Consider the following 18,049-nt stretch of genomic DNA (forward strand, 5'->3'; position numbering starts at 1 on the left):
TCTGGGATAGAATTGCATGAAATTTCAACGAGAGTTCCATCATGCCCGGTGTGACCCAACAGCCAGCAAAGTCCAAGCGAGACGCGGTGGCGCGACTTGCTGGTGAGTTGCGCTCGGGGCGCGTCTACAGGCGCGAGGACCTCCTGCCGTTCTCCACGGCGGTGGATCGTCATCTGCGTGAGCTTGTGGATGGAGGCAGCTTGGCGAAGCTGGCTCAGGGGCTTTACTACGTGCCTCGTCGCTCGCGGTTCGGCATGCTGCCGCCAGATGAGGAAGAGCTTGTTGCTGCCTTCTTGCGTGACAAGGAGTTCCTGCTGTTCTCGCCATCCGCGTACAACTCGGCAGGGCTTGGGGCAACCCAGCTCTACAATCGCACCGTGGTCTACAACCACAAACGCCACGGTGTGTTCAAGCTGGGCAACCGGCAGTTCGACTTCCGCATGAAGCCGCGCTTCCCAAAGAAGCTCTCGCCCGAGTTTCTGTTCGTCGATGCGCTGAACAACCTCGGCGATCTTGCGGAAGACCAGGCGGCATTGCTGGAGCGCGCCCAAGGCCGGGCAGCATCCTTTGATCGAAAGCGGCTGCTGCGAGCCGTCGAGAGCTACGGCTCGATGGCAACCAAGAAGCGCCTCGCGGCCTGGCTACATGCCTAACTTCCTGCACGACCGACGCGACTTCGCGCAGCTCGTCTCGGTCGTGGCCGACGAACGAGGCATCGATCCAGTGCTTGTCGAAAAGGACTATTGGATCATGCATAGCCTCTGGGGTCTGCAAGCCCAGGGCTTCCGGTTCGAGCTGAAGGGCGGTACCTCGCTCTCCAAAGGCTTCGGTGTCATCCACCGATTTTCGGAAGACATCGATATCCGGATTGAGCCGCCCGAGTCGATGGAGGTCCGAACGGGGCGGAACCAGGACAAGCCCGCGCATGTTGAATCGCGGCGTGCCTTCTACGATTGGCTGGCGGCAGAGATCAAGATTCCAGGGATCTTGAGCGGGGAACGCGACACCGCGTTCGACGACGAGAAGCTGCGCAGCGCCGGCGTCCGCCTCATCTATCCCACCGTCAGCCGAGCCCTGGAAGGCGTGAAGACCGGCATCCTGCTGGAGTTGGGGTTCGACGACACGGCGCCAAATCGCGCGGTGACGATCTCGTCTTGGGCCTACGACACGGCGGTGGCCCGAGGGGTGAAGGTTGAGGACAACCGCGCTCAGCAGGTGCCTTGCTATGCGCCGACGCACACCTTCGTCGAGAAGCTGCAGACGATTTCGACCAAGTACCGACGCCTCGATGCAGCCCAGGAGTTCCCCAAGAACTTCCTGCGGCACTACTACGATGTCTATTGCCTGCTCGACTTGCCCGAGGTCCAGGAATTCCTCGGCCAGGTCGCGTATGAAGAGCGAAAGCGGCAGCGCTTCCGCGGTGGCGACGAACTTCAGATTGCGAAGAACGCAGCGTTTCGACTTGAAGACGCAGCGCAGCGGAAGCTGTTCAGCGACGAGTACCAGAAGACTGCGGCGCTCTACTACCTTGGTCAGCCGCCGTTCGAAGACCTGCTCAGCCGCATACACGAACACATTCTGGTGATGTGATGGTCCACGTCAGCCGGCGACTCTAGCCGAGGAGGCGACAATGAGGCGCGCCGCAGCGAGATGATCGTTGACGATAGACGCGGTGGAGTAGCCGCCCGTCAAAACGAGTCCATCTCCTGCAACAGCGAAGCGCTCGTTTTATGACGGTAAAAATGACGGTAAAACTCTAAATGTGCACCAAGAGATCTAGTGTTCATGAGGGTTTCCGGGCCTCAGAAACCATTGAGTGGGAATGAAATAAGGTGATGCCGGGTCGTCCAAGGCGGTCCGGCGTTTTGAAATAAGCGTAATGCTGACAGGGACTTAAGTGTCCCATCCGTTCCCCGCAAGTCCCAGCAAAGCTCACCCTAAGCGACGACTCCAAGAACGGTATCGAATCGCTGTCCCCCAACGACCTGTTTTGATACCGTCAGCCCCGCTGACGGTACTGATAGACGGTATCGGAAAGGGGGTAGCGTATCTGATGTAATCTTGAACGAGCAGTTTGCGAAACTGATCGACGCATCATTTACTGTGCCAGAGGCTTGTAGCCCCTGCGCTCATAGAAATTCGTGTGGCGGTGGAGAGGCCTACCATCGTTATAGTGCTGCGCGAGGTTTTGATGCTCCGTCCATTCATTGTGAGGCCCTTCTGGGTGTACACAATGCTGTTGTTGACGTCCTAAAGCGAAGCGGGATGGAATCCGGTCGAATAGAGCGGCGCCTGAGTGCTGTATCCCAAGCTGTCTTCTGATCTAGTTCAAGAAAGTAGAGTGGTCGCAAAGAAAATGACAGACATGCTTCGAAATATTGTGGCATTCACAGGCCCTGTGCTTACCTCGCTGCTAACACTGATGGTCGGCCCCTCTGAAGCAGCGGGAACATCAAGTACAAATACTGGCAATGAACGCTCCACTGTTGCAAAGGAAAATCCAATGCAGCGTGTGGAGGTGAACGGAAAGAGCAGTCTTGAAGATGCCAACTCTGGTGTTGTCAAACGTATTGTCACGCGAGCGGAGTTGGAGAATATCCCGAGCACGAATTTGCTTGATGCTATGCGACATATTTCGGGGGTTGCAATTAACTCGAGCGGCCGGACCTCGCAGATATCACTCAATGGGCTGGGTGGTGGATACGCGAAGATCTTGGTCGATGGCGCCAGCCCACCGCCAGGTTTTAACCTTGAGACAATTGGGATTTCACAGATCGAGCGCATAGAAATTAGTCGGGTGGCAACGGCTGAGCAATCTGGCCAAGCCATTGCGGGCGTCCTAAATATCGTCATGCGTCTGACGCAGGCAACGAAGCTCAACGAGCTGAAAACAGTTGGTTCTGGATCTGGGGAAAATGATGATTATTCGCTGAGCTATGTCCGAAACGAAAGGATTGGGGCGCTTGCAAACGTATTGTCCGCCCAGGTGCGAAGTTTTTACTTCAATAACACAACCTTTCGAACCCGAGTGACGGCGAACGGAAGTGGCCAGTCCTCGAATTACATCGAAAACTTCGATCACGTAGACAGTCTGAGTGGAAACTTGTCTGGCCGCGCGAATTGGAAATTGGAAGAAAATGCCAGTGTCCAAGTCGACTATGGAGGAGTTTTTCGTCGGACTGACTATGAGAGTCGTGAGCTGGATCGATCAGCGAGTAGAACTGGTTCAAATTCGGCGCCGAATGTCATGGACCGTAGTCTGCGCGCAAGGGTTCAGTACAACGAAAAGCTGACGTCTGGGGTTTCGTACGACATTCGCGCTTCATGGGGCCGGGCGGAGCAGACCGAGCACCGGCTCTTCCAATCGCAGGCAGCAGGGGCTACGGAGCAGATCAACGCGGATCGAACTGACCGGTCGACGCTCATCGGTGGAACCTGGCGGATGTCGACAGAAGATCTGGGAAAAGTCTCCGCAGGTATGGAGTGGGATCGCTCCAGGCGAAGCGATAGCAACTGGCAGCCGCTCTCCTCGGGGACAGTAGCCAATACGACTGGCGCAGTCGATACGACTCGAGCATCGGCTTTTGCGCAATCGGACTTTGATATCACTACCCAGATGCCGGCTTATCTGGGCCTGCGCTATGAGCGCATTGCCTTAGATACCAATTTCGTGCATGGGCGGGTGCCGCAAAATGGAGAGTGGTCGGACGGGCAGTGGTCTCCCGTGTTTCAGGTTAAATATCGGCTGACGGAAAGTAATTCGAGTCCTGCACTCCGTGCCGCAGTGCGGCGCGCGTACAAGCTTCCGACTCAAGATGAGCTTTCGCTTCGGCGTCGCCAGTCAACCATAAATAGCCCTCTTTCTCCTGATGAAATAGGGAACATTGACCTTAAACCTGAATCTGCTTATGTATATGAGGTTGGGTTTGAGAGCCCGCTGCAAAAGTGGGGGATGTTGTCGATCAACTTGAGTCACAGGAAGATTGAGGATGTGATTCAACGCATTTTGCGTTTTGATGGCTCACGCTGGTTCTTTGCACCGACAAACCTTGGCAGTGCCATCGCGAATGGGCTGGATGCGGATGTGAAGGCTTCGCTTCAGAAGGTGAGCAAAGAGCTGCCAAAGATTGATCTGCGTGCGAGCTATGGAGTCTATCGATCGCGGATAGAGGCGTTGCCTTTTGAAAGGAATAGCCTCCTGCAGCAACTGCCGTGGAATGCCAGTGCAGCGATCGATTGGCAATGGGAAAAGCTGCCCGTGACGGTCAGTTTGTCCTACTCCAAGTTTGGTTCAAAATTGGTGCAGTTGGATGAAAGACGTACTGTTGGTGCACCATCTATTGAAAACGTCGAAATTGCTGCTACTTATAGATCTCCCACTTTGGGTGTGTTTCGTGTGGGTGTTACGAATGCAAGCGCCCCCACCATTTATTTGAGTGATTACTTTTCTGATGACGGCGCGACGGTTTCGCAAGTGTCGCGCTATCGACGCCCCGCAGGTATAAAGCTCGGGTGGGATTTGAAATTCTAAGGGGCTGCTTGCGCATGTCAACGCGTTCAAATAAGCGGGTTCCCCTATTGGCGATGCCCCGCGAGAGCTGGGGGGCTGCACCGTTTCGAGGAAACGTTGAACCACTGCCTTTCATTGAAAGTATCGTAGTTCACCACACGCCGAGCTTCGCCGCTTGAACTGACGGCGAAGGGCTGAATGCCGCATGTGCAATCCAGCGATTGCATCAAGATATCAATGGTCGATGCTGGAGTGATATTGGTTATCACTATTTGATTGATCTGCGTGGACGGCTTATCGAGGGACGCCAAGGGGACCCACGCGGTCGGATGGGCTTGGCTGTCGGTGCACATTGCTACGGTTACAACTCTAAGACTGTTGGGATAGGAATACTCGGGTGCTTTGATGTGGATGACAATCGCAGTCAGGCGAGCGTGCCGCTAGCGGTTTTGGAAACTCTGGGGCGGTTGCGAGACCATGTTTCATGGCATGCTGGACGTACCGTTCCATTGTTGGGGCATGCTGAGCTAAATGGGTCTACGCGCTGTCCCGGCAAACTGGTGGCCGATGCTTTACGAAGCCTGGAGGGCTGGGGAAGGTCTGCATAACCCCGAGCAAATCCGCTACCCGTCCGGGTGAACAGCGAAGACGATTGAAGGCATGAAGCAGACAAGTCTTGGGTTGGGCCAATCGAACAAGCGCACGCGACGGCGTGTTCCTCGAAGAGATGGACCGGGTGGTGCCGTAGTCGGAGCTGGTTGCCTTGATCAGCCCGTACATGCCCGAAGGCCGGCGGGGCCGGCCATCGTTCGCGTTGGAAGTGATGCTGCGGATTCACTTCATGCAGCAATGGCTCCGCCTGAGCGAACCGGCGATGGAAGAGGCGCTGCACGACATGGCGTTGCTTCTAGACTTCGCGGGTCTGGGCGGCTGGGATGAATCGCCCCGGGTTTTCTAGACACCTCTGAGCCTCAAACGTGAGGCACCATCTCGACGGCGAAGACGGGGACGACAGCCTGTTCGACCTCGGGTCGGACGACGTGCTTATCGGCGGCGCCGGCGCGGACTACCTCAGCGGCGACGCCACCGTCGTAAGCGTACGGCGATGTCAGGTAAGGCCGATGCGCGCCTCGTACTCGGCGATGTAGTGCTCCACGAGCCGTGCAGTGCCGGTCGCCACGATCTCTCCGGAACGCCGGTTGACGATGAGCGGAGAGTTCCCTGCCAGGGCGTACTTGATGTCGCCGGTGTCACGGTACAAGCGCGACGTGTGACCTGCCCCCTCCCGCCGTACCAATCAGGCGGAAGTTCGGTTTGAAGATTACCTGATCTCGTTGCTTGAAGCCGATGGCGGCGGGTTCTTGGTGCGGTGGCGTTGAGCAAGCTCTGCTGGCGGTACCGTCACTGATACCGTCGCAACATGCTCCGAGGTCGGCGTTGATACCGTCACTCGTCCATATTCCATGGGTGAGCGGCTAACGTTGGCAGCTCGGCTGAGGGAAAGGCAGGGGCTTTGTACTACCGGTGCCGCTGCCGGGTGGTCAGTAGAGCCTGGCCGTTCGACAGTACGGATGACGGTATCGCGATGGACGAGGTACCTTTTCCCGGTGCTTTTCCCAAGAGAGCCAGGTCAGGTTGACAATTGAGTGGGAGTGATGTCTTGCGCAGCCTTGTTCCGAGTCGACAGGATGTGACAGGCGCCTCTTGAAACCGTTTGCGCTGGCCCTATCTCGGGGCGGGGTGGAGGGTACGCTTGGCCGTGACCGCTGCTTGAGGGCAGCGGCGCTTGGCATCTGATTCGGCTTTTCAAGCTTGCAGTCTAGACCGCCCGGCATTGCCCGGGCGGTTTGCTTGGCCCCTGAAAATCGGCGAGGACGACACGCAATGGCTTTGTATCGATGACTCCAGCTTCTAAGACGGTGTCCCTGGTTCTTGGCAGTGGCGGCGCACGCGGCTTGGCCCATATCGGCGTGATTCAATGGCTCAGCGAGAACGGCTACGAGATCCGGTCCATCTCGGGCACCTCCATCGGCGCCCTGGTGGGCGGCATCTACGCTGCGGGCAAGCTTGAGGTCTATGCCGAGTGGGTGCTGGCGCTGGAGCGAATGCATGTATTGCGCCTGCTCGACCCGACCATCGGCCAACCCGGCTTGTTCAAGGGCGAGCGCATCATCAGCGTGCTGCGCGAGCTGATCGGTGACTGTCCTATTGAGGCGCTGCCGATCACCTACACGGCGGTCGCGACGGATCTGGGGTCTCGGGAGGAGGTCTGGCTACGCGAGGGCCAAATGTTCGACGCGATCCGCGCCTCCATTGCGACGCCGCTGGTCTTCACACCGTTTCGACACGGCAGCCGTACGTTGCTGGACGGTGCGCTGGTCAACCCGGTGCCAATTGCGCCCACCCTGGACGATGCCACCGATCTGACGGTGGTCGTCGATCTCAGCGGCCCGGCCGAGGCCGTCGTGCTGCCGCCGCCCAGTGCCTCCTTGATCGGCGACAACAGCTACCGCCGGCGCATCGCACGGTTCGTTGACGCGCTCCAACCGTCCCGCTCGCCAGCCGAGCCTCGTCACGGCCTGCTCGATGTAGCTTTTGTGTCTATGCAGGCAATGCAAGACACGATCTCGCAATTGCGCCTGTCAGCGTACGCGCCCGATGTGTTGGTCGAAGTTCCGCGAGATGCCTGTGGCTTCTTCGAGTTCTGGCGCGCCGAGGAATTGATCGAGCTCGGGCGGGAGCGGGCTGTTCAAGCTTTTGCGCGCATCGAGCGATAGTTGGATGCCGGCGGCAATCACTGTCAGGGCTGGCGACCGAGATGACGTTCCAGGCCATCGAGCAGCAATTCAAGCCCGAAGGCGAACTCGTCGCCGTAGGCGTAGTCCTTGCCGAGAACCTGCTCGCTGATCATTTCGACCAGATGCGGGTACTTGTCGGCGGGCAGCAATTCGCGGATCTCGGCGACGAATTCGTCGGCGTTTTCGCCGGTGCCGAAGGGCAAATTCAGCTCGGTCAGCACAAAACCGTAGACATAGGCATCGATGGCCGAGAACGCATGCATGGCCAGGGCGACCGGGAAGCCGTTGTGGCGCAAGCATGCGAGCACGGTCTCGTGATGGCGCAACAGCGCCGGTCCGGGGCTGCGGCGGGACTCGATCAGCCCGAGGGTCCAGGGATGCAGAGCCAGGACGCGTCTGGCCGCCTCGGCGCGCTCACACATCGCCCGGCGCCAGGGCTGGCGTGGGTCGGGCAGCTCAATCTGTGTGAACGCCCAGTTCGCAAGCCCATCCAGCAGCGCATGCTTGCCATCCAGGTGGTGATAGAGGGACATAGCCTCGACCCCCAGTTCTTGGGCCACATTGCGCATGCTCAACTGGGCAAGGCCGCTTCGGTCCGCTACCCGGACGGCTGCGTCGATGATGCGCTCATGGGTGAGGGCGGGGCGCCGGACCATGGCGAGACTCTCTTTGATGAATTGAACGGGACTTGTTGACTTACAGTCGTAAGGTTAGCATCTGCTGCCTAGACTTACGAATGTAAGGTAGGCGATGCGAGCAGCTCTTGTTGACCGGTACGGCGCACCCGAGGTGCTGCGCATCGCCGATGTGCCCCAGCCCGACCCCGGCGCCCATGAAGTCCTGCTGCGGGTGGTGGCAGCGGCCGTCACCTCGGCCGATGCGCGAATCCGGGCCGCCCGGTTTCCGGCTGGTTTGAGCACTCCCGCGCGGCTGGTCTTCGGCCTTCGGCGGCCGAGGCGCCCGATTCTTGGCGGCGCCTTCTCTGGCGTGGTCGAGTCGGTGGGCGCGAGGGTCAGCGATTTCGTGCCGGGGGACGAGGTCTGCGCGATGACAGGCATGGCGATGGGGGCACATGCCGAGTTCCTGGTACTGGCTGCCAACAAACTGGTTCGCAAGCCCGCTGCCGTTAGCCACCAAGATGCGGCTGGCGTGCTGTTCGGTGGTACGACGGCCCTGTACTTTCTGAGCGAGAAAGCGGTGCTGCGGGCGGGGATGTCGGTGCTTGTCAACGGCGCATCCGGCGCGATCGGCACGAATGCCGTGCAGCTCGCCCGGCATTTTGGTGCCAAGGTCATCGGGGTGTGCAGCGGCGCCAATGCCGAGTTGGTCAGGCGCCTGGGCGCGGACCGGGTGATCGACTACCGAACGACCGACCTCTCCTGCGTCGCTGAGCGTTTCGATGTCGTGCTCGACGCTGTCGGCAATTTGACCATTGCGTCGGGTCGGCGCCTGCTGACTCCTCAGGGGCGGCTGTTGCTGACCGCTGCCGGTTTGGGCGAGATCATGCGGGCGCGCGGCAATGTGGCCGTCGGGTCGGCGCCTGAACGGGCGGCAGATATCGAGCGGCTGCTGCAACTGGTGGCCCAGGGGAGGATCGAGGTGGTGCATGAGCGCAGCTTCGAGTTGGCAGACATTGCGCTCGCCCACCGGCTTGTCGACAGCGGCCGCAAACGGGGCAATGTGCTGGTCTGCCCAGGACAGTCATAGTCTTGAAAAAACATCTTTTCACATCGCGATATCGAATTGCAGGAAAATCGCGCGCGTCGCTACGACAAGCATCGGTTCAGGCCGCCGCTTGCCAAGGCTCATTTGACGACGCGCCCTGCAGCCTGTGCCAGCGGGGCAAACAATTCCAGGACACCGACCCATGAGCACCCAGCAGCCCAACATCATCTACACGCTGACCGACGAGGCACCGATGCTCGCCACCAGCGCGTTTTTGCCCATCATGCAGGCCTTCGCCGAGCCGGCAGGCATCCGCATCGGCACCAGCGATATCTCGGTCGCATCGCGCATTCTGGGCGCGTTTCCGGAGTTCCTCAGCGAGGCGCAGCGCGTGCCGGACAATCTGGCTGAGCTGGGCAAGCTGACGCTGACGCCCGACGCCAACATCATCAAGCTGCCCAACATCAGCGCCTCAGTGTCACAACTGCTGGCCGCGATCAAGGAGTTGCAGGGCAAGGGCTACGCCATTCCGGACTATCCCGAGAATCCCAAGACCGAGGAAGAGAAGGGCATCCGCGCCCGTTATGCCAAGTGCATTGGCAGCGCGGTGAACCCGGTGCTGCGCGAAGGCAACTCCGACCGCCGCGCCCCCAAGGCCGTCAAGGAGTACGCACGCAAGAACCCGCATGCGATGGCCGACTGGAGCCAGGCCTCGCGCTCGCATGTCTCGCACATGCACCACGGCGACTTCTATCACGGCGAAAAGTCCATCACGCTGGACAAGGCGCGCGAGGTCAAGATGGAGCTGATCACCAAGAGCGGGCAGACTTTGGTGCTCAAGCCCAAGGTCGCGCTGCTGGCCGGCGAGATCGTCGACTCGATGTTCATGAGCAAGAAAGCTCTGCTCGAGTTCTATGAGAAGGAAATCGAGGATGCGCACAAGACCGGCGTGATGTTCTCGCTGCACGTGAAGGCCACGATGATGAAGGTCTCGCACCCCATCGTGTTCGGGCACTGTGTGCGCATCTTCTACCGCGAGGCCTTCGAGAAGCACGGCAAGCTGTTCGATGAGCTGGGCGTGAACGTCAACAACGGCATGGTCGATCTCTACAACAAGATCGCCACGCTGCCGAGCGCCAAGCAGGACGAGATCAAGCGCGATCTGCACGCCTGCCACGAGCACCGTCCTGAGCTGGCCATGGTCGATTCGGCCAAGGGCATCACCAACTTCCATTCTCCCAACGACATCATTGTCGACGCTTCGATGCCTGCGATGATTCGCAACGGCGGCAAGATGTGGGGCGCCGACGGCCGCTTGAAGGACGTCAAGGCCGTGATGCCGGAGAGCACCTTCGCCCGCATCTACCAGGAGATGATCAACTTCTGCAAATGGCACGGCAATTTCGATCCGAAGACCATGGGTACCGTGCCCAATGTCGGCCTGATGGCCCAGCAGGCCGAGGAATACGGCTCGCACGACAAGACGTTCGAGATCAGTGAAGACGGCGTGGCCAATATCGTCGATCTGGCCACCGGCGAGGTGCTGCTGACGCAGAACGTCGAGCAAGGCGACATCTGGCGCATGTGCCAGGTCAAGGACGCGCCGATCCGCGACTGGGTCAAGCTGGCCGTCACCCGCGCCCGCAACTCCGGCATGCCGGCGGTGTTCTGGCTGGACCCCTACCGTCCGCACGAGAACGAGCTGATCAAGAAGGTCAAGCTCTACCTCAAGGACCACGACACCAGCGGTCTGGATATCCAGATCATGAGCCAGGTGCGCGCCATGCGTTACACGCTGGAGCGCGTGATCCGCGGCCTGGACACCATCTCGGTGACCGGCAACATCCTGCGCGACTACCTGACCGATCTGTTCCCCATCATGGAGCTGGGCACCAGCGCCAAGATGCTCTCCATCGTGCCGTTGATGGCCGGCGGCGGCATGTACGAGACCGGTGCCGGCGGTTCGGCGCCCAAGCATGTGCAGCAGCTGGTAGAGGAGAACCACCTGCGCTGGGATTCCTTGGGCGAGTTCCTTGCCTTGGCCGTTAGCCTGGAAGATCTGGGCCTGAAGACCGGCAACACGCAGGCCAAGATACTTGCCAAGACACTGGACACGGCCACCGGCAAGCTGCTGGACAACAACAAGAACCCCAGCCCAAAAACTGGCCAGCTGGACAACCGCGGCAGCCAGTTCTATCTGGCCATGTACTGGGCCCAGGAACTGGTCGCACAGACCGAGGACAAGGCCCTGGCCGAGCGCTTCGCGCCGCTGGCCAAAGCCCTGAGCGACAACGAGCAGACCATCGTGGCCGAGCTCGCCGAGGTGCAGGGCAAGCCGGTCGATATCGGGGGCTACTACCAACCCGATATGCAAAAGCTGGCCGCCGTGATGCGTCCCAGCAAGACCCTCAACGCCGCCCTCGCGACGGTGCGCGGCTGAGCTGAGAAGGCCGGGCCCTTGTGGCCCGGCCGCTCTCCCGGTCGGTTCGAACTTTTCTTCTGAATCCCATGTCCAATATCACCGACCGGCTGTTCTTCGCGATCCGCCCCGATGCCGCCGCCTGCGAGCGCATCGTGGCCCTGCGCAGCCAGCTCTGCGCCGAGCAGGGGCTGACCGGCCCGCTGCAGCCCACTGAGCAATTCCTGATCACACTCCATCATCTGGGTGACTTCGCCCGCTTCCCGCAGGCCATGGTTGACAAGGCGATGGCGGCAGCCGCATCGCTGGATGTGCCGGCCTTCGACATCGTGCTGGACCGCGCCGTCAGCCTGAAGCGCCGAGAGCCCAGGCATCTGCTCTGTGTGTTGCAAGCCGGTGAGCCACTAGGCCCGCTGAAGGCCTTGCACGAGGGACTGGTCAAGGCTTTGAAGGCGGCCGAGGTTTACCGCTACGCCGCCTTTGCGCCGCAGCTGCCACTGCTGAACGACAACATCCCGGTCGAGTCGCAGCCGCTCGGGCCGGTCGGCTGGCGGGTCGGCGAACTGTTGCTGATGAACACCCGACTCGCCAGCGGCGAACAACAGCAGCTGGCGAGCTGGTCGCTGAGATAAGTCGGAGCCCGGCTTCGCTGTGCGGTCCTGTCCGTATCGGCTCAGGCGGCTCCAGCTCCGGCGCGTTGAACGCTCATCTGTTCATTGGCTCATTGTGCGTGCCGTGCTCGCACTAGCGCGCCCAGAGACTCGGTGCATGGCACCCGATCAACGGCTCTTCTTCGCCCTTGATCCGGACACCCTGACGGCCTTGCGCATCGCCGCGCGCTGGCTTCGCGGGTGCATGCCGAGCTGAGCCTGAAGGGGCGGCCGCAAGATTCGCATCGTTTGCGCCTCACCCTGGTTCATCTGGGCGACTCCGTTCGCCGGCCGTGGTGCGAGTGTGCTGCCACCGATTCTGCGGCGGGCGCTCTGCGCAGTGCGCCGCGGGTGCTGCATTTCAATCACTTCAGCTTGGATCTCGACAACGCCAAGAAGCTCCCACCGGTGCAGGGCGGCTGCAGCGGGCTGGATGTCGCCAGGCAACTGCAGCGGCGGCTCGGCGAGGTGTTGGCCCCCCGGGCCGATCAATCCCGGCAGCATAGTGCTGCAATTCACGCCTCTCTATGTCGATGCGCTGGTGCCGCAGTGGCCGATCGCGGGGCTGGGCTGGCGCGCCGACGAGCCGGTGATGGACAAGGGCCTGATCGGCCAGCATGGCCGTGTGCCGCTGGCGCGCTGTTCCTTGCGCGCCTGATCAGCCGCCGCCGGTTCCGACGCACAATCGTCTTTGCCGCCGGCGGTTGGCGCCGGCCTTGATGTGCAGCGGGAGAGGGTGGCGATGCGTGCAGCCTTGAGCATTCTTGGCCTGGTGTTGGTCATGGCCATCGTGCTGACCGTGATGAAGAAGCAGGCGGCGCGGCTGGCGCCGCCTGTCGCCGTGCCGGCCAGCGCGCCTTCAGATACACCTGTCAACTCGCCAGCCAACGCGCCTCAGGCGGTGCGCCAGCAGTTGCAGCAGGCGATGGAACAGGCCGCCTCGCGGGCCTCAGACGCTCAGCCTTGAGCCGGTCGGGGATCGACGATCTCACGCGCCAGCGCCCTCACCGTCAGCGGCGCGCAGCCCTCGGCCTTGTTGCTGATGGTCACATAGGCCCGGTGCCCGGCGGAGGTGGTGCCGCGCACGACCTTGGCCAGCAGGGCGTGGGTGTGTGGGTCGGGATCCAGGCGCTGGTCGAAGTCGCCGTAGCGCTTTTGCGCGTCCTCGTAGCCAAAGGGTCCGTGGATGCGGTTCAGATTCCAGCGGCACACCAGCGGGCCGGGCCACAGCGCGCGCAGCAGCGGCAGCTGGTTCTCGATCGGCGGCAGCTTGGGGTGCAGACCCAGGCAGTAGGTGGCGCCGGCCTCGCGCAGCACGGCGACGAAGTCCGGACTCAGCCACTGAGGGTCTCTGACCTCGACCGCGATCACGCCATCCGGTGCCGTCGGCCGCAGCGCGGGCAGGGCCTTGAGCATCAAGCTCAGCCGCTCCAGCAGTTCTGGCATGCGCGCCAGCAGGCTTGGAGGCAGCGGGCTCAGCTGGAACACCAGCGCGCCGATCTTGCCGCCTAGGCCTTCCAGCGCCGGCTGCACGAACTCCTGTACCGCCAGCGCCGGGTTCAGAAAAGCGCTGTTGAGCTGCTTGCCGCGCCCGCTGTCCTCGCTGCGGACCAGTGCATCGGCCACCATGCTGGGTGCCTTGACGGTGAAGCGAAAGCCGGGCGGCACCTGGTCGGCATAGCGCTGGTACTGGCTGGCCGTCAGCGGGCGGTAGAAACCGCGGTCAATGCTGACGGCGCGCAGCAGCGGCTGCTGGCTGTAGGCAGCCAGGCCGTGCTTGGACAGCAGGCTGTCCGAATAGGACTTGTCCCATACCAGGCCGGCCCAGCCGGGATAGGTCCAGGACGAGCTGCCCAGATGGGCCAGCGGCGACAGCGCTGCCGCCAGTGCCGTCTGCTCTTCATCGATGGGCTGGGGTCGGACCCGTGCGGCGGGCGCCTTTGCGAGCGGCGGTGCCGCGTCCGGGAACAGTGCATCTTGCATGGCCGCGAGGATAGCTGTTGCTACACTGCCCGGCCGCCATGAACACCACCGCTTCCCCCTCCGCCGCCGACGACTACGCGATGCGCCTGGCGCTGGACCAGGCCCACAACGCTTGGCTGGTCGGCGAGGTGCCGGTGGGCGCGGTCATCATGCGCGCCGGCCAGGTGATCGCGACCGGCTACAACCGCCCGATCACCACGCATGACCCGACCGCCCATGCCGAGATCGTCGCGCTGCGCCATGCCGCAGTCCTGCTGGGCAATTACCGCCTTCCCGAGTGCGAGCTCTATGTGACCTTGGAGCCCTGCGCGATGTGCGCGATGGCGATGATGCATGCGCGCCTCAAGCGCGTCGTGTTCGCCGCACCTGATCCGAAGACCGGCGTGGCCGGCTCGGTCCTGGACCTGTTTGCCGAAGGCCGGCTGAACCACCACACCTGCATCCAGGGCGGTGTGCTGGCCGGGCCCGCTGCGCAACTGCTGCGCGAATTTTTTGCCGAGCGACGGGAGGCGGCGCGCCAGCGCCGTGCCGCCGCGCGGTCGCAGGAACCCGAGGCCATCCCCACCGGCGAGGCCCGCCATCTGGACGACATCCCCCCATGAGCAACTCCCTGACTCTATTTACCCCCGCCGGCGTGCTGGCCCAGGCGCAGCCGCTCAAGCGCGCCGCCAAGCGCCTGGCCAAGCTGGGCTTCGATGTCAGCATCGACGCCGACGCGCTGAGCAAGCACCAGCGCTTTGCCGGCGACGACGCGACCCGACTTGCGGCGCTGCACCGCGTGGCCAAGGCGGCGCCCAGCATCGCGATGGCCACCCGCGGCGGCTACGGCATGACGCGGCTGCTGGACGCAATCGACTGGAAGTTGCTGGCCCACAGCGTCGAACACGGCACGCGCTGGGTCGGTCACAGTGATCTGACGGCCCTGCATCTGGGTCTGCTGGCGCACAGCAAATCGCCCAGCTGGGCCGGCCCGCTGGCCTGTTACGACTTCGGTCGTAGCACGCAGGAGGGCGGCGTCGATGATGTGACGCAGGACTGCTTTGTCGAAGCCATGGACGGACTGCTGGAGGCGGTAGGCTTTCGCTGCGAGGCCGGCCACGACGGCTTCGAGGCGCGCGGTGTTTTGTGGGGTGGCAATCTGTGCGTGCTGAGCTCGATGCTGGGTACACCGCATTTCCCCAAGGTCAAGGGCGGCATCCTGTTTCTCGAAGATGTCAATGAACACCCCTACCGGGTCGAACGCATGCTGCTGCAGTTGCAGCAGGCGGGTGTGCTGGATGCGCAGAAGGCCGTCATCCTGGGCGAGTTCAGCGACTGGAAGAAGTCGCCGCTGGACCGCGGCTACACGCTGAAGACCGCGATCGAGGCGGTGCGTGCGCGCACCAAGACGCCGATCTTCACCGGTCTGCCTTTCGGCCATGTGCCGACCAAGGTCAGCCTGCCAGTCGGCGTCAAGGTGGACATGCTGGTGCAGGGTCGCGAGGCCCTGCTGGCCTGGGGAGGCGATCAGCACCAGGGTCACCAGCATCACGACCACCATCATCATTGAGGCCTGACTTTCGTCATCCCCGGAATGTGGGGTGACTGCTGGTATCCCCGGGCAGAACCCGGCGCCGCTGCGGCCAGCACAACCGATATGATGCAGGCCTTGCCTCCAGAGCATGCGGTCACGAGCCGCCGGTGCCGGAGGCTCGTTGTTTTTCATTGCCGCCGCGCCGACCCTTACGCAGGTGTCGGTCAGCGACGGCCGCTCTGGAGGGGTTTTACATGCATGGGCTTGGACGTGGCCAACAATGGTGCCGCAGCATCTGTCTGGGCCTCAGTGCCGCCGCCGCACTGCTGCTGGCGGCCTGCAACAACAGCCCCTATCCGCTCGGCGCTGCCGCGGACAACACGCTCTACAACTCCTTCGACGAGCGCTCGCCGCGCTATCTGGACCCGATCGCTTCCTACAGCAATCCGGAGTCGGTTTACACCTATCAGATCTATGAGCCGCTGTACGCCTATCACTATCTGAAGAGGCCTTACGAGCTGGTGCCCAAGACCGCAGAGAAGGTGGTCAAGCCCTACTACCTCGACAAGGACGGCAAGCGCCTGCCCGACGATGCGCCGGCCGACCAGATCGCCCAGAGCGTCTACGACATCTCGATCAAAAAGGGCATCAAGTACGCGCCGCATCCGGCGCTGGCCACCGACGCCAAGGGCAACTACCTGTACCACCACCTGAGCCGCGAACAGCTGGGCGACAAGCGCTCGCCCTGGGACTTCGAGGTGCAGGGCACGCGCGAGATGGTGGCCGAGGACTATGTCTACGCAATCAAGCGCCATGCGACCCCGCGCATCGAGGCGCCGATCTACGCGATCTTCTCCGAGTATGTGCTGGGGCTGAAGGAGTACGGCAAGCTGGTGCGCCAGGAAAACGCCAAGCTGCTCAAGGGCCTGCCCGAGACCATCCGCGACAAGCCCTTCTTGGACTTCCGCCAATGGCCGCTGGAGGGTGCACAAGCGCTGGATAGCCACACCCTGCGTGTGCGCGTCAAGGGAAAGTACCCGCAGTGGCAGTACTGGATGGCGATGACCTTTATTGTGCCGCTGCCCTGGGAGGCCGATGCCTTCTATGCCCAGCCTGGCATGAGCGAGAACAGCCTGTCGCTGAACCAGTGGCCGGTTGGCACCGGGCCCTTCATGATGACCGAGTATGTGCAGGATCGGCGCCATGTGATGAAGCGCAATCCGAACTATCGCGGCGACATCTATCCCTGCGAGGGCTCGGATGCCGATCGCAAGGCCGGCCTGCTGGACGATTGCGGCAAGACCATGCCTTTTGTCGACACCATCGTCTCCACCATCATCAAGGAGAAGGTGCCGCGCAAGGAGATGTTCAAGCAGGGTTATCTGGACGTACCCGAGATCGAGAGGCCCGAGTGGGGCGTGGACTTCCAGGTCGATATGGACGACTCCGACGAGGTCAAGGCCGCCTATCAGGCCAAAGGCTTCAAGTTCCCGCTGGTCACCGACATCAACAGCTGGTATCTGGGCTTCAACTGGATGGACCCGGTGGTCGGAAAGGGCGATACGCCCGAGCAGCAGGCAAGGAACCGCAAGCTGCGCCAGGCGCTGTCGATCGCGATCGACTGGGAAGAGGGCTATGGCCGCATCTTCCGCACCAAGGGCGGGGTCGCGGCCCATGGGCCGGTGCCGCCGGGCGTGTTCGGCTCGCGCGAGGGCACGGCCGAGGGCTTCAATCCGGTGACCCATCATCTGGTCAACGGTGAGGTCGTGCGCCGCCCGATCGAGGATGCCAAGAAGCTGCTGGCCGAGGCTGGCTACCCGGACGGGCGTGACGCCAAGACCGGCCGCCCGCTGGTGCTGAACTACGACTATCAGCGCACCACCACGCCCGAGATCAAGGCCGAGCTGGACTGGATGGTCAAGCAGTTCGCCAAGCTGGGTGTGCAGCTGGAGATCCGCGCTACCGACTACAACCAGTTCCAGGACAAGGTCATCAAGGGCAAGCACCAGATCTTCTGGTGGGGCTGGCTGGCCGACTATCCGGATGCAGAGAACTTCCTGTTCCTGCTTTACGGCCCGAACAGCAAGTCCAAGCACGAGGGCGAGAACGCCGCCAACTACGAGAACCCCGAGTACGACCGCCTGTACCGCCGCCTGCAAAGCATCGACGACGGCCCGGAGAAGCAGCAGGTGATCGACCAGATGGTGCGACTCGTGCGCGAGGATTCACCGTGGGCCTGGGGCTACTGGCCTTATGTGGGCCTGGCATTCCAGCCCTGGGTCTACAACGGCAAGCCCGGCATCATGGTGCGCGATATGGCGCGCTATTACCGCGTCGACGCGCAGCAGCGCGTGGCCCGGCAGGCCGAGTGGAACCGGCCGATCTGGTGGCCGCTGCTGCTGCTGATCGCCGGTGCGGCCGCCATTGTCTGGACCACGCGCCGCAGCTTCCGCGCTCGCGAGCAGGCCACCGCGCGTGGCTATGTCAAACCGCAGACCGTTGCCTGAGGGA

General features: G+C 62.0%; 17 protein-coding genes and 1 pseudogene. 15 read left to right on the forward strand and 3 right to left on the reverse strand.

Annotation, left to right across the window (positions count from 1 at the left end):
• Window positions 1-41 precede the first annotated feature (41 nt).
• The 6 genes and pseudogenes from OOZ63_RS20320 to OOZ63_RS29275 all read left to right on the forward strand — a co-directional run bounded on the left by OOZ63_RS20320 (window position 42) and on the right by OOZ63_RS29275 (window position 5,658).
• Complete coding sequence (locus tag OOZ63_RS20320; RefSeq protein ID WP_266007430.1) at window positions 42-653, forward strand: DUF6088 family protein; 612 nt, start codon at window positions 42-44, stop codon at window positions 651-653.
• A complete protein-coding gene (locus tag OOZ63_RS20325; RefSeq protein WP_266007431.1) occupies window positions 646-1,590 on the forward strand; it encodes a nucleotidyl transferase AbiEii/AbiGii toxin family protein in 945 nt (314 codons plus the stop codon). The genes OOZ63_RS20320 and OOZ63_RS20325 overlap by 8 nt, the downstream gene beginning before the upstream one ends.
• A 706-nt stretch (window positions 1,591-2,296) precedes the next feature.
• A complete protein-coding gene (locus OOZ63_RS20330) occupies window positions 2,297-4,531 on the forward strand; it encodes a TonB-dependent receptor plug domain-containing protein (RefSeq protein WP_266007432.1) in 2,235 nt (744 codons plus the stop codon).
• Between the two features lie 200 nt (window positions 4,532-4,731).
• A complete protein-coding gene (locus OOZ63_RS29270) occupies window positions 4,732-5,118 on the forward strand; it encodes a peptidoglycan recognition family protein (RefSeq protein WP_416234764.1) in 387 nt (128 codons plus the stop codon).
• A 52-nt stretch (window positions 5,119-5,170) separates the two neighbouring features.
• Window positions 5,171-5,450: pseudogene (locus tag OOZ63_RS20335) on the forward strand (transposase); the annotation flags it as partial.
• Window positions 5,451-5,487: 37 nt separating this feature from the next.
• Window positions 5,488-5,658, forward strand: coding sequence for a hypothetical protein (locus tag OOZ63_RS29275; RefSeq protein ID WP_416234765.1), 171 nt, complete (start codon window positions 5,488-5,490; stop codon window positions 5,656-5,658).
• Here the strand turns inward: OOZ63_RS29275 and OOZ63_RS20340 are convergent.
• A complete protein-coding gene (locus OOZ63_RS20340) occupies window positions 5,619-5,771 on the reverse strand; it encodes a hypothetical protein (RefSeq protein ID WP_266007433.1) in 153 nt (50 codons plus the stop codon). The genes OOZ63_RS29275 and OOZ63_RS20340 overlap by 40 nt on opposite strands.
• 637 nt (window positions 5,772-6,408) lie before the next feature.
• On the opposite strand from OOZ63_RS20340, the gene OOZ63_RS20345 reads away from it, so the two are divergent.
• Complete coding sequence (locus tag OOZ63_RS20345; protein ID WP_266007435.1) at window positions 6,409-7,287, forward strand: patatin-like phospholipase family protein; 879 nt, start codon at window positions 6,409-6,411, stop codon at window positions 7,285-7,287.
• Between the two features lie 23 nt (window positions 7,288-7,310).
• Here the strand turns inward: OOZ63_RS20345 and OOZ63_RS20350 are convergent, their stop codons facing one another.
• Window positions 7,311-7,964, reverse strand: a complete 654-nt coding sequence (locus tag OOZ63_RS20350; RefSeq protein ID WP_266007437.1) for a TetR/AcrR family transcriptional regulator — start codon at window positions 7,962-7,964, stop codon at window positions 7,311-7,313.
• A 94-nt stretch (window positions 7,965-8,058) separates the two neighbouring features.
• On the opposite strand from OOZ63_RS20350, the gene OOZ63_RS20355 reads away from it, so the two are divergent.
• From OOZ63_RS20355 to OOZ63_RS20375, 5 genes are all read left to right on the forward strand, one after another.
• Window positions 8,059-9,015 carry an NAD(P)-dependent alcohol dehydrogenase gene (locus OOZ63_RS20355; RefSeq protein ID WP_266007438.1) on the forward strand — a complete coding sequence of 319 codons (957 nt, stop codon included), beginning with the start codon at window positions 8,059-8,061 and terminating at the stop codon, window positions 9,013-9,015.
• Window positions 9,016-9,175: 160 nt separating this feature from the next.
• Window positions 9,176-11,413, forward strand: coding sequence for an NADP-dependent isocitrate dehydrogenase (locus tag OOZ63_RS20360; RefSeq protein ID WP_266007439.1), 2,238 nt, complete (start codon window positions 9,176-9,178; stop codon window positions 11,411-11,413).
• 68 nt (window positions 11,414-11,481) lie between these two features.
• Window positions 11,482-12,024 (forward strand): 2'-5' RNA ligase family protein, encoded by a 543-nt coding sequence (locus OOZ63_RS20365; protein WP_266007440.1) that lies wholly within the window; start codon window positions 11,482-11,484, stop codon window positions 12,022-12,024.
• A 523-nt stretch (window positions 12,025-12,547) separates the two neighbouring features.
• On the forward strand, window positions 12,548-12,700 hold the full coding sequence (locus OOZ63_RS20370) for a hypothetical protein (RefSeq protein WP_266007441.1): 153 nt from the start codon (window positions 12,548-12,550) through the stop codon (window positions 12,698-12,700).
• Between the two features lie 84 nt (window positions 12,701-12,784).
• Window positions 12,785-13,009 (forward strand): hypothetical protein, encoded by a 225-nt coding sequence (locus OOZ63_RS20375; RefSeq protein WP_266007442.1) that lies wholly within the window; start codon window positions 12,785-12,787, stop codon window positions 13,007-13,009.
• Here the strand turns inward: OOZ63_RS20375 and OOZ63_RS20380 are convergent.
• On the reverse strand, window positions 13,000-14,025 hold the full coding sequence (locus tag OOZ63_RS20380) for a DUF72 domain-containing protein (protein ID WP_266007443.1): 1,026 nt from the start codon (window positions 14,023-14,025) through the stop codon (window positions 13,000-13,002). The two genes, OOZ63_RS20375 and OOZ63_RS20380, sit on opposite strands and share 10 nt — an antisense overlap.
• Window positions 14,026-14,063: 38 nt before the next feature.
• Between OOZ63_RS20380 and tadA the strand changes: the two genes are divergently transcribed.
• The 3 genes from tadA to OOZ63_RS20395 all read left to right on the forward strand — a co-directional run bounded on the left by tadA (window position 14,064) and on the right by OOZ63_RS20395 (window position 18,045).
• Window positions 14,064-14,627, forward strand: coding sequence for a tRNA adenosine(34) deaminase TadA (gene tadA, locus OOZ63_RS20385; protein ID WP_266007444.1), 564 nt, complete (start codon window positions 14,064-14,066; stop codon window positions 14,625-14,627).
• Window positions 14,624-15,574, forward strand: coding sequence for an LD-carboxypeptidase (locus OOZ63_RS20390; RefSeq protein ID WP_266007445.1), 951 nt, complete (start codon window positions 14,624-14,626; stop codon window positions 15,572-15,574). Before tadA ends, OOZ63_RS20390 begins: the two co-directional genes overlap by 4 nt.
• Window positions 15,575-15,792: 218 nt before the next feature.
• Window positions 15,793-18,045 (forward strand): ABC transporter substrate-binding protein, encoded by a 2,253-nt coding sequence (locus OOZ63_RS20395; RefSeq protein ID WP_266007446.1) that lies wholly within the window; start codon window positions 15,793-15,795, stop codon window positions 18,043-18,045.
• The last annotated feature ends 4 nt before the right edge of the window (window positions 18,046-18,049 follow it).

Source organism: Paucibacter sp. PLA-PC-4, from assembly GCF_026241155.1.
Classification (GTDB): Bacteria; Pseudomonadota; Gammaproteobacteria; order Burkholderiales; family Burkholderiaceae_C; genus Roseateles_E.

Bases quoted from the DNA above. Each gene is read 5' to 3' on its own strand.
- OOZ63_RS20350 (WP_266007437.1), bottom strand. From the start codon at position 7,964: ATGGTCCGGCGCCCCGCCCTCACCCATGAGCGCATCATCGACGCAGCC.
- OOZ63_RS20365 (WP_266007440.1), top strand. From the start codon at position 11,482: ATGTCCAATATCACCGACCGGCTGTTCTTCGCGATCCGCCCCGATGCC.
- OOZ63_RS20375 (WP_266007442.1), top strand. From the start codon at position 12,785: ATGCGTGCAGCCTTGAGCATTCTTGGCCTGGTGTTGGTCATGGCCATC.
- OOZ63_RS20320 (WP_266007430.1), top strand. From the start codon at position 42: ATGCCCGGTGTGACCCAACAGCCAGCAAAGTCCAAGCGAGACGCGGTG.
- OOZ63_RS20380 (WP_266007443.1), bottom strand. From the start codon at position 14,025: ATGCAAGATGCACTGTTCCCGGACGCGGCACCGCCGCTCGCAAAGGCG.
- OOZ63_RS20390 (WP_266007445.1), top strand. From the start codon at position 14,624: ATGAGCAACTCCCTGACTCTATTTACCCCCGCCGGCGTGCTGGCCCAG.
- OOZ63_RS20345 (WP_266007435.1), top strand. From the start codon at position 6,409: ATGACTCCAGCTTCTAAGACGGTGTCCCTGGTTCTTGGCAGTGGCGGC.
- OOZ63_RS20360 (WP_266007439.1), top strand. From the start codon at position 9,176: ATGAGCACCCAGCAGCCCAACATCATCTACACGCTGACCGACGAGGCA.
- OOZ63_RS20355 (WP_266007438.1), top strand. From the start codon at position 8,059: ATGCGAGCAGCTCTTGTTGACCGGTACGGCGCACCCGAGGTGCTGCGC.
- OOZ63_RS20325 (WP_266007431.1), top strand. From the start codon at position 646: ATGCCTAACTTCCTGCACGACCGACGCGACTTCGCGCAGCTCGTCTCG.
- tadA (WP_266007444.1), top strand. From the start codon at position 14,064: ATGAACACCACCGCTTCCCCCTCCGCCGCCGACGACTACGCGATGCGC.
- OOZ63_RS20395 (WP_266007446.1), top strand. From the start codon at position 15,793: ATGCATGGGCTTGGACGTGGCCAACAATGGTGCCGCAGCATCTGTCTG.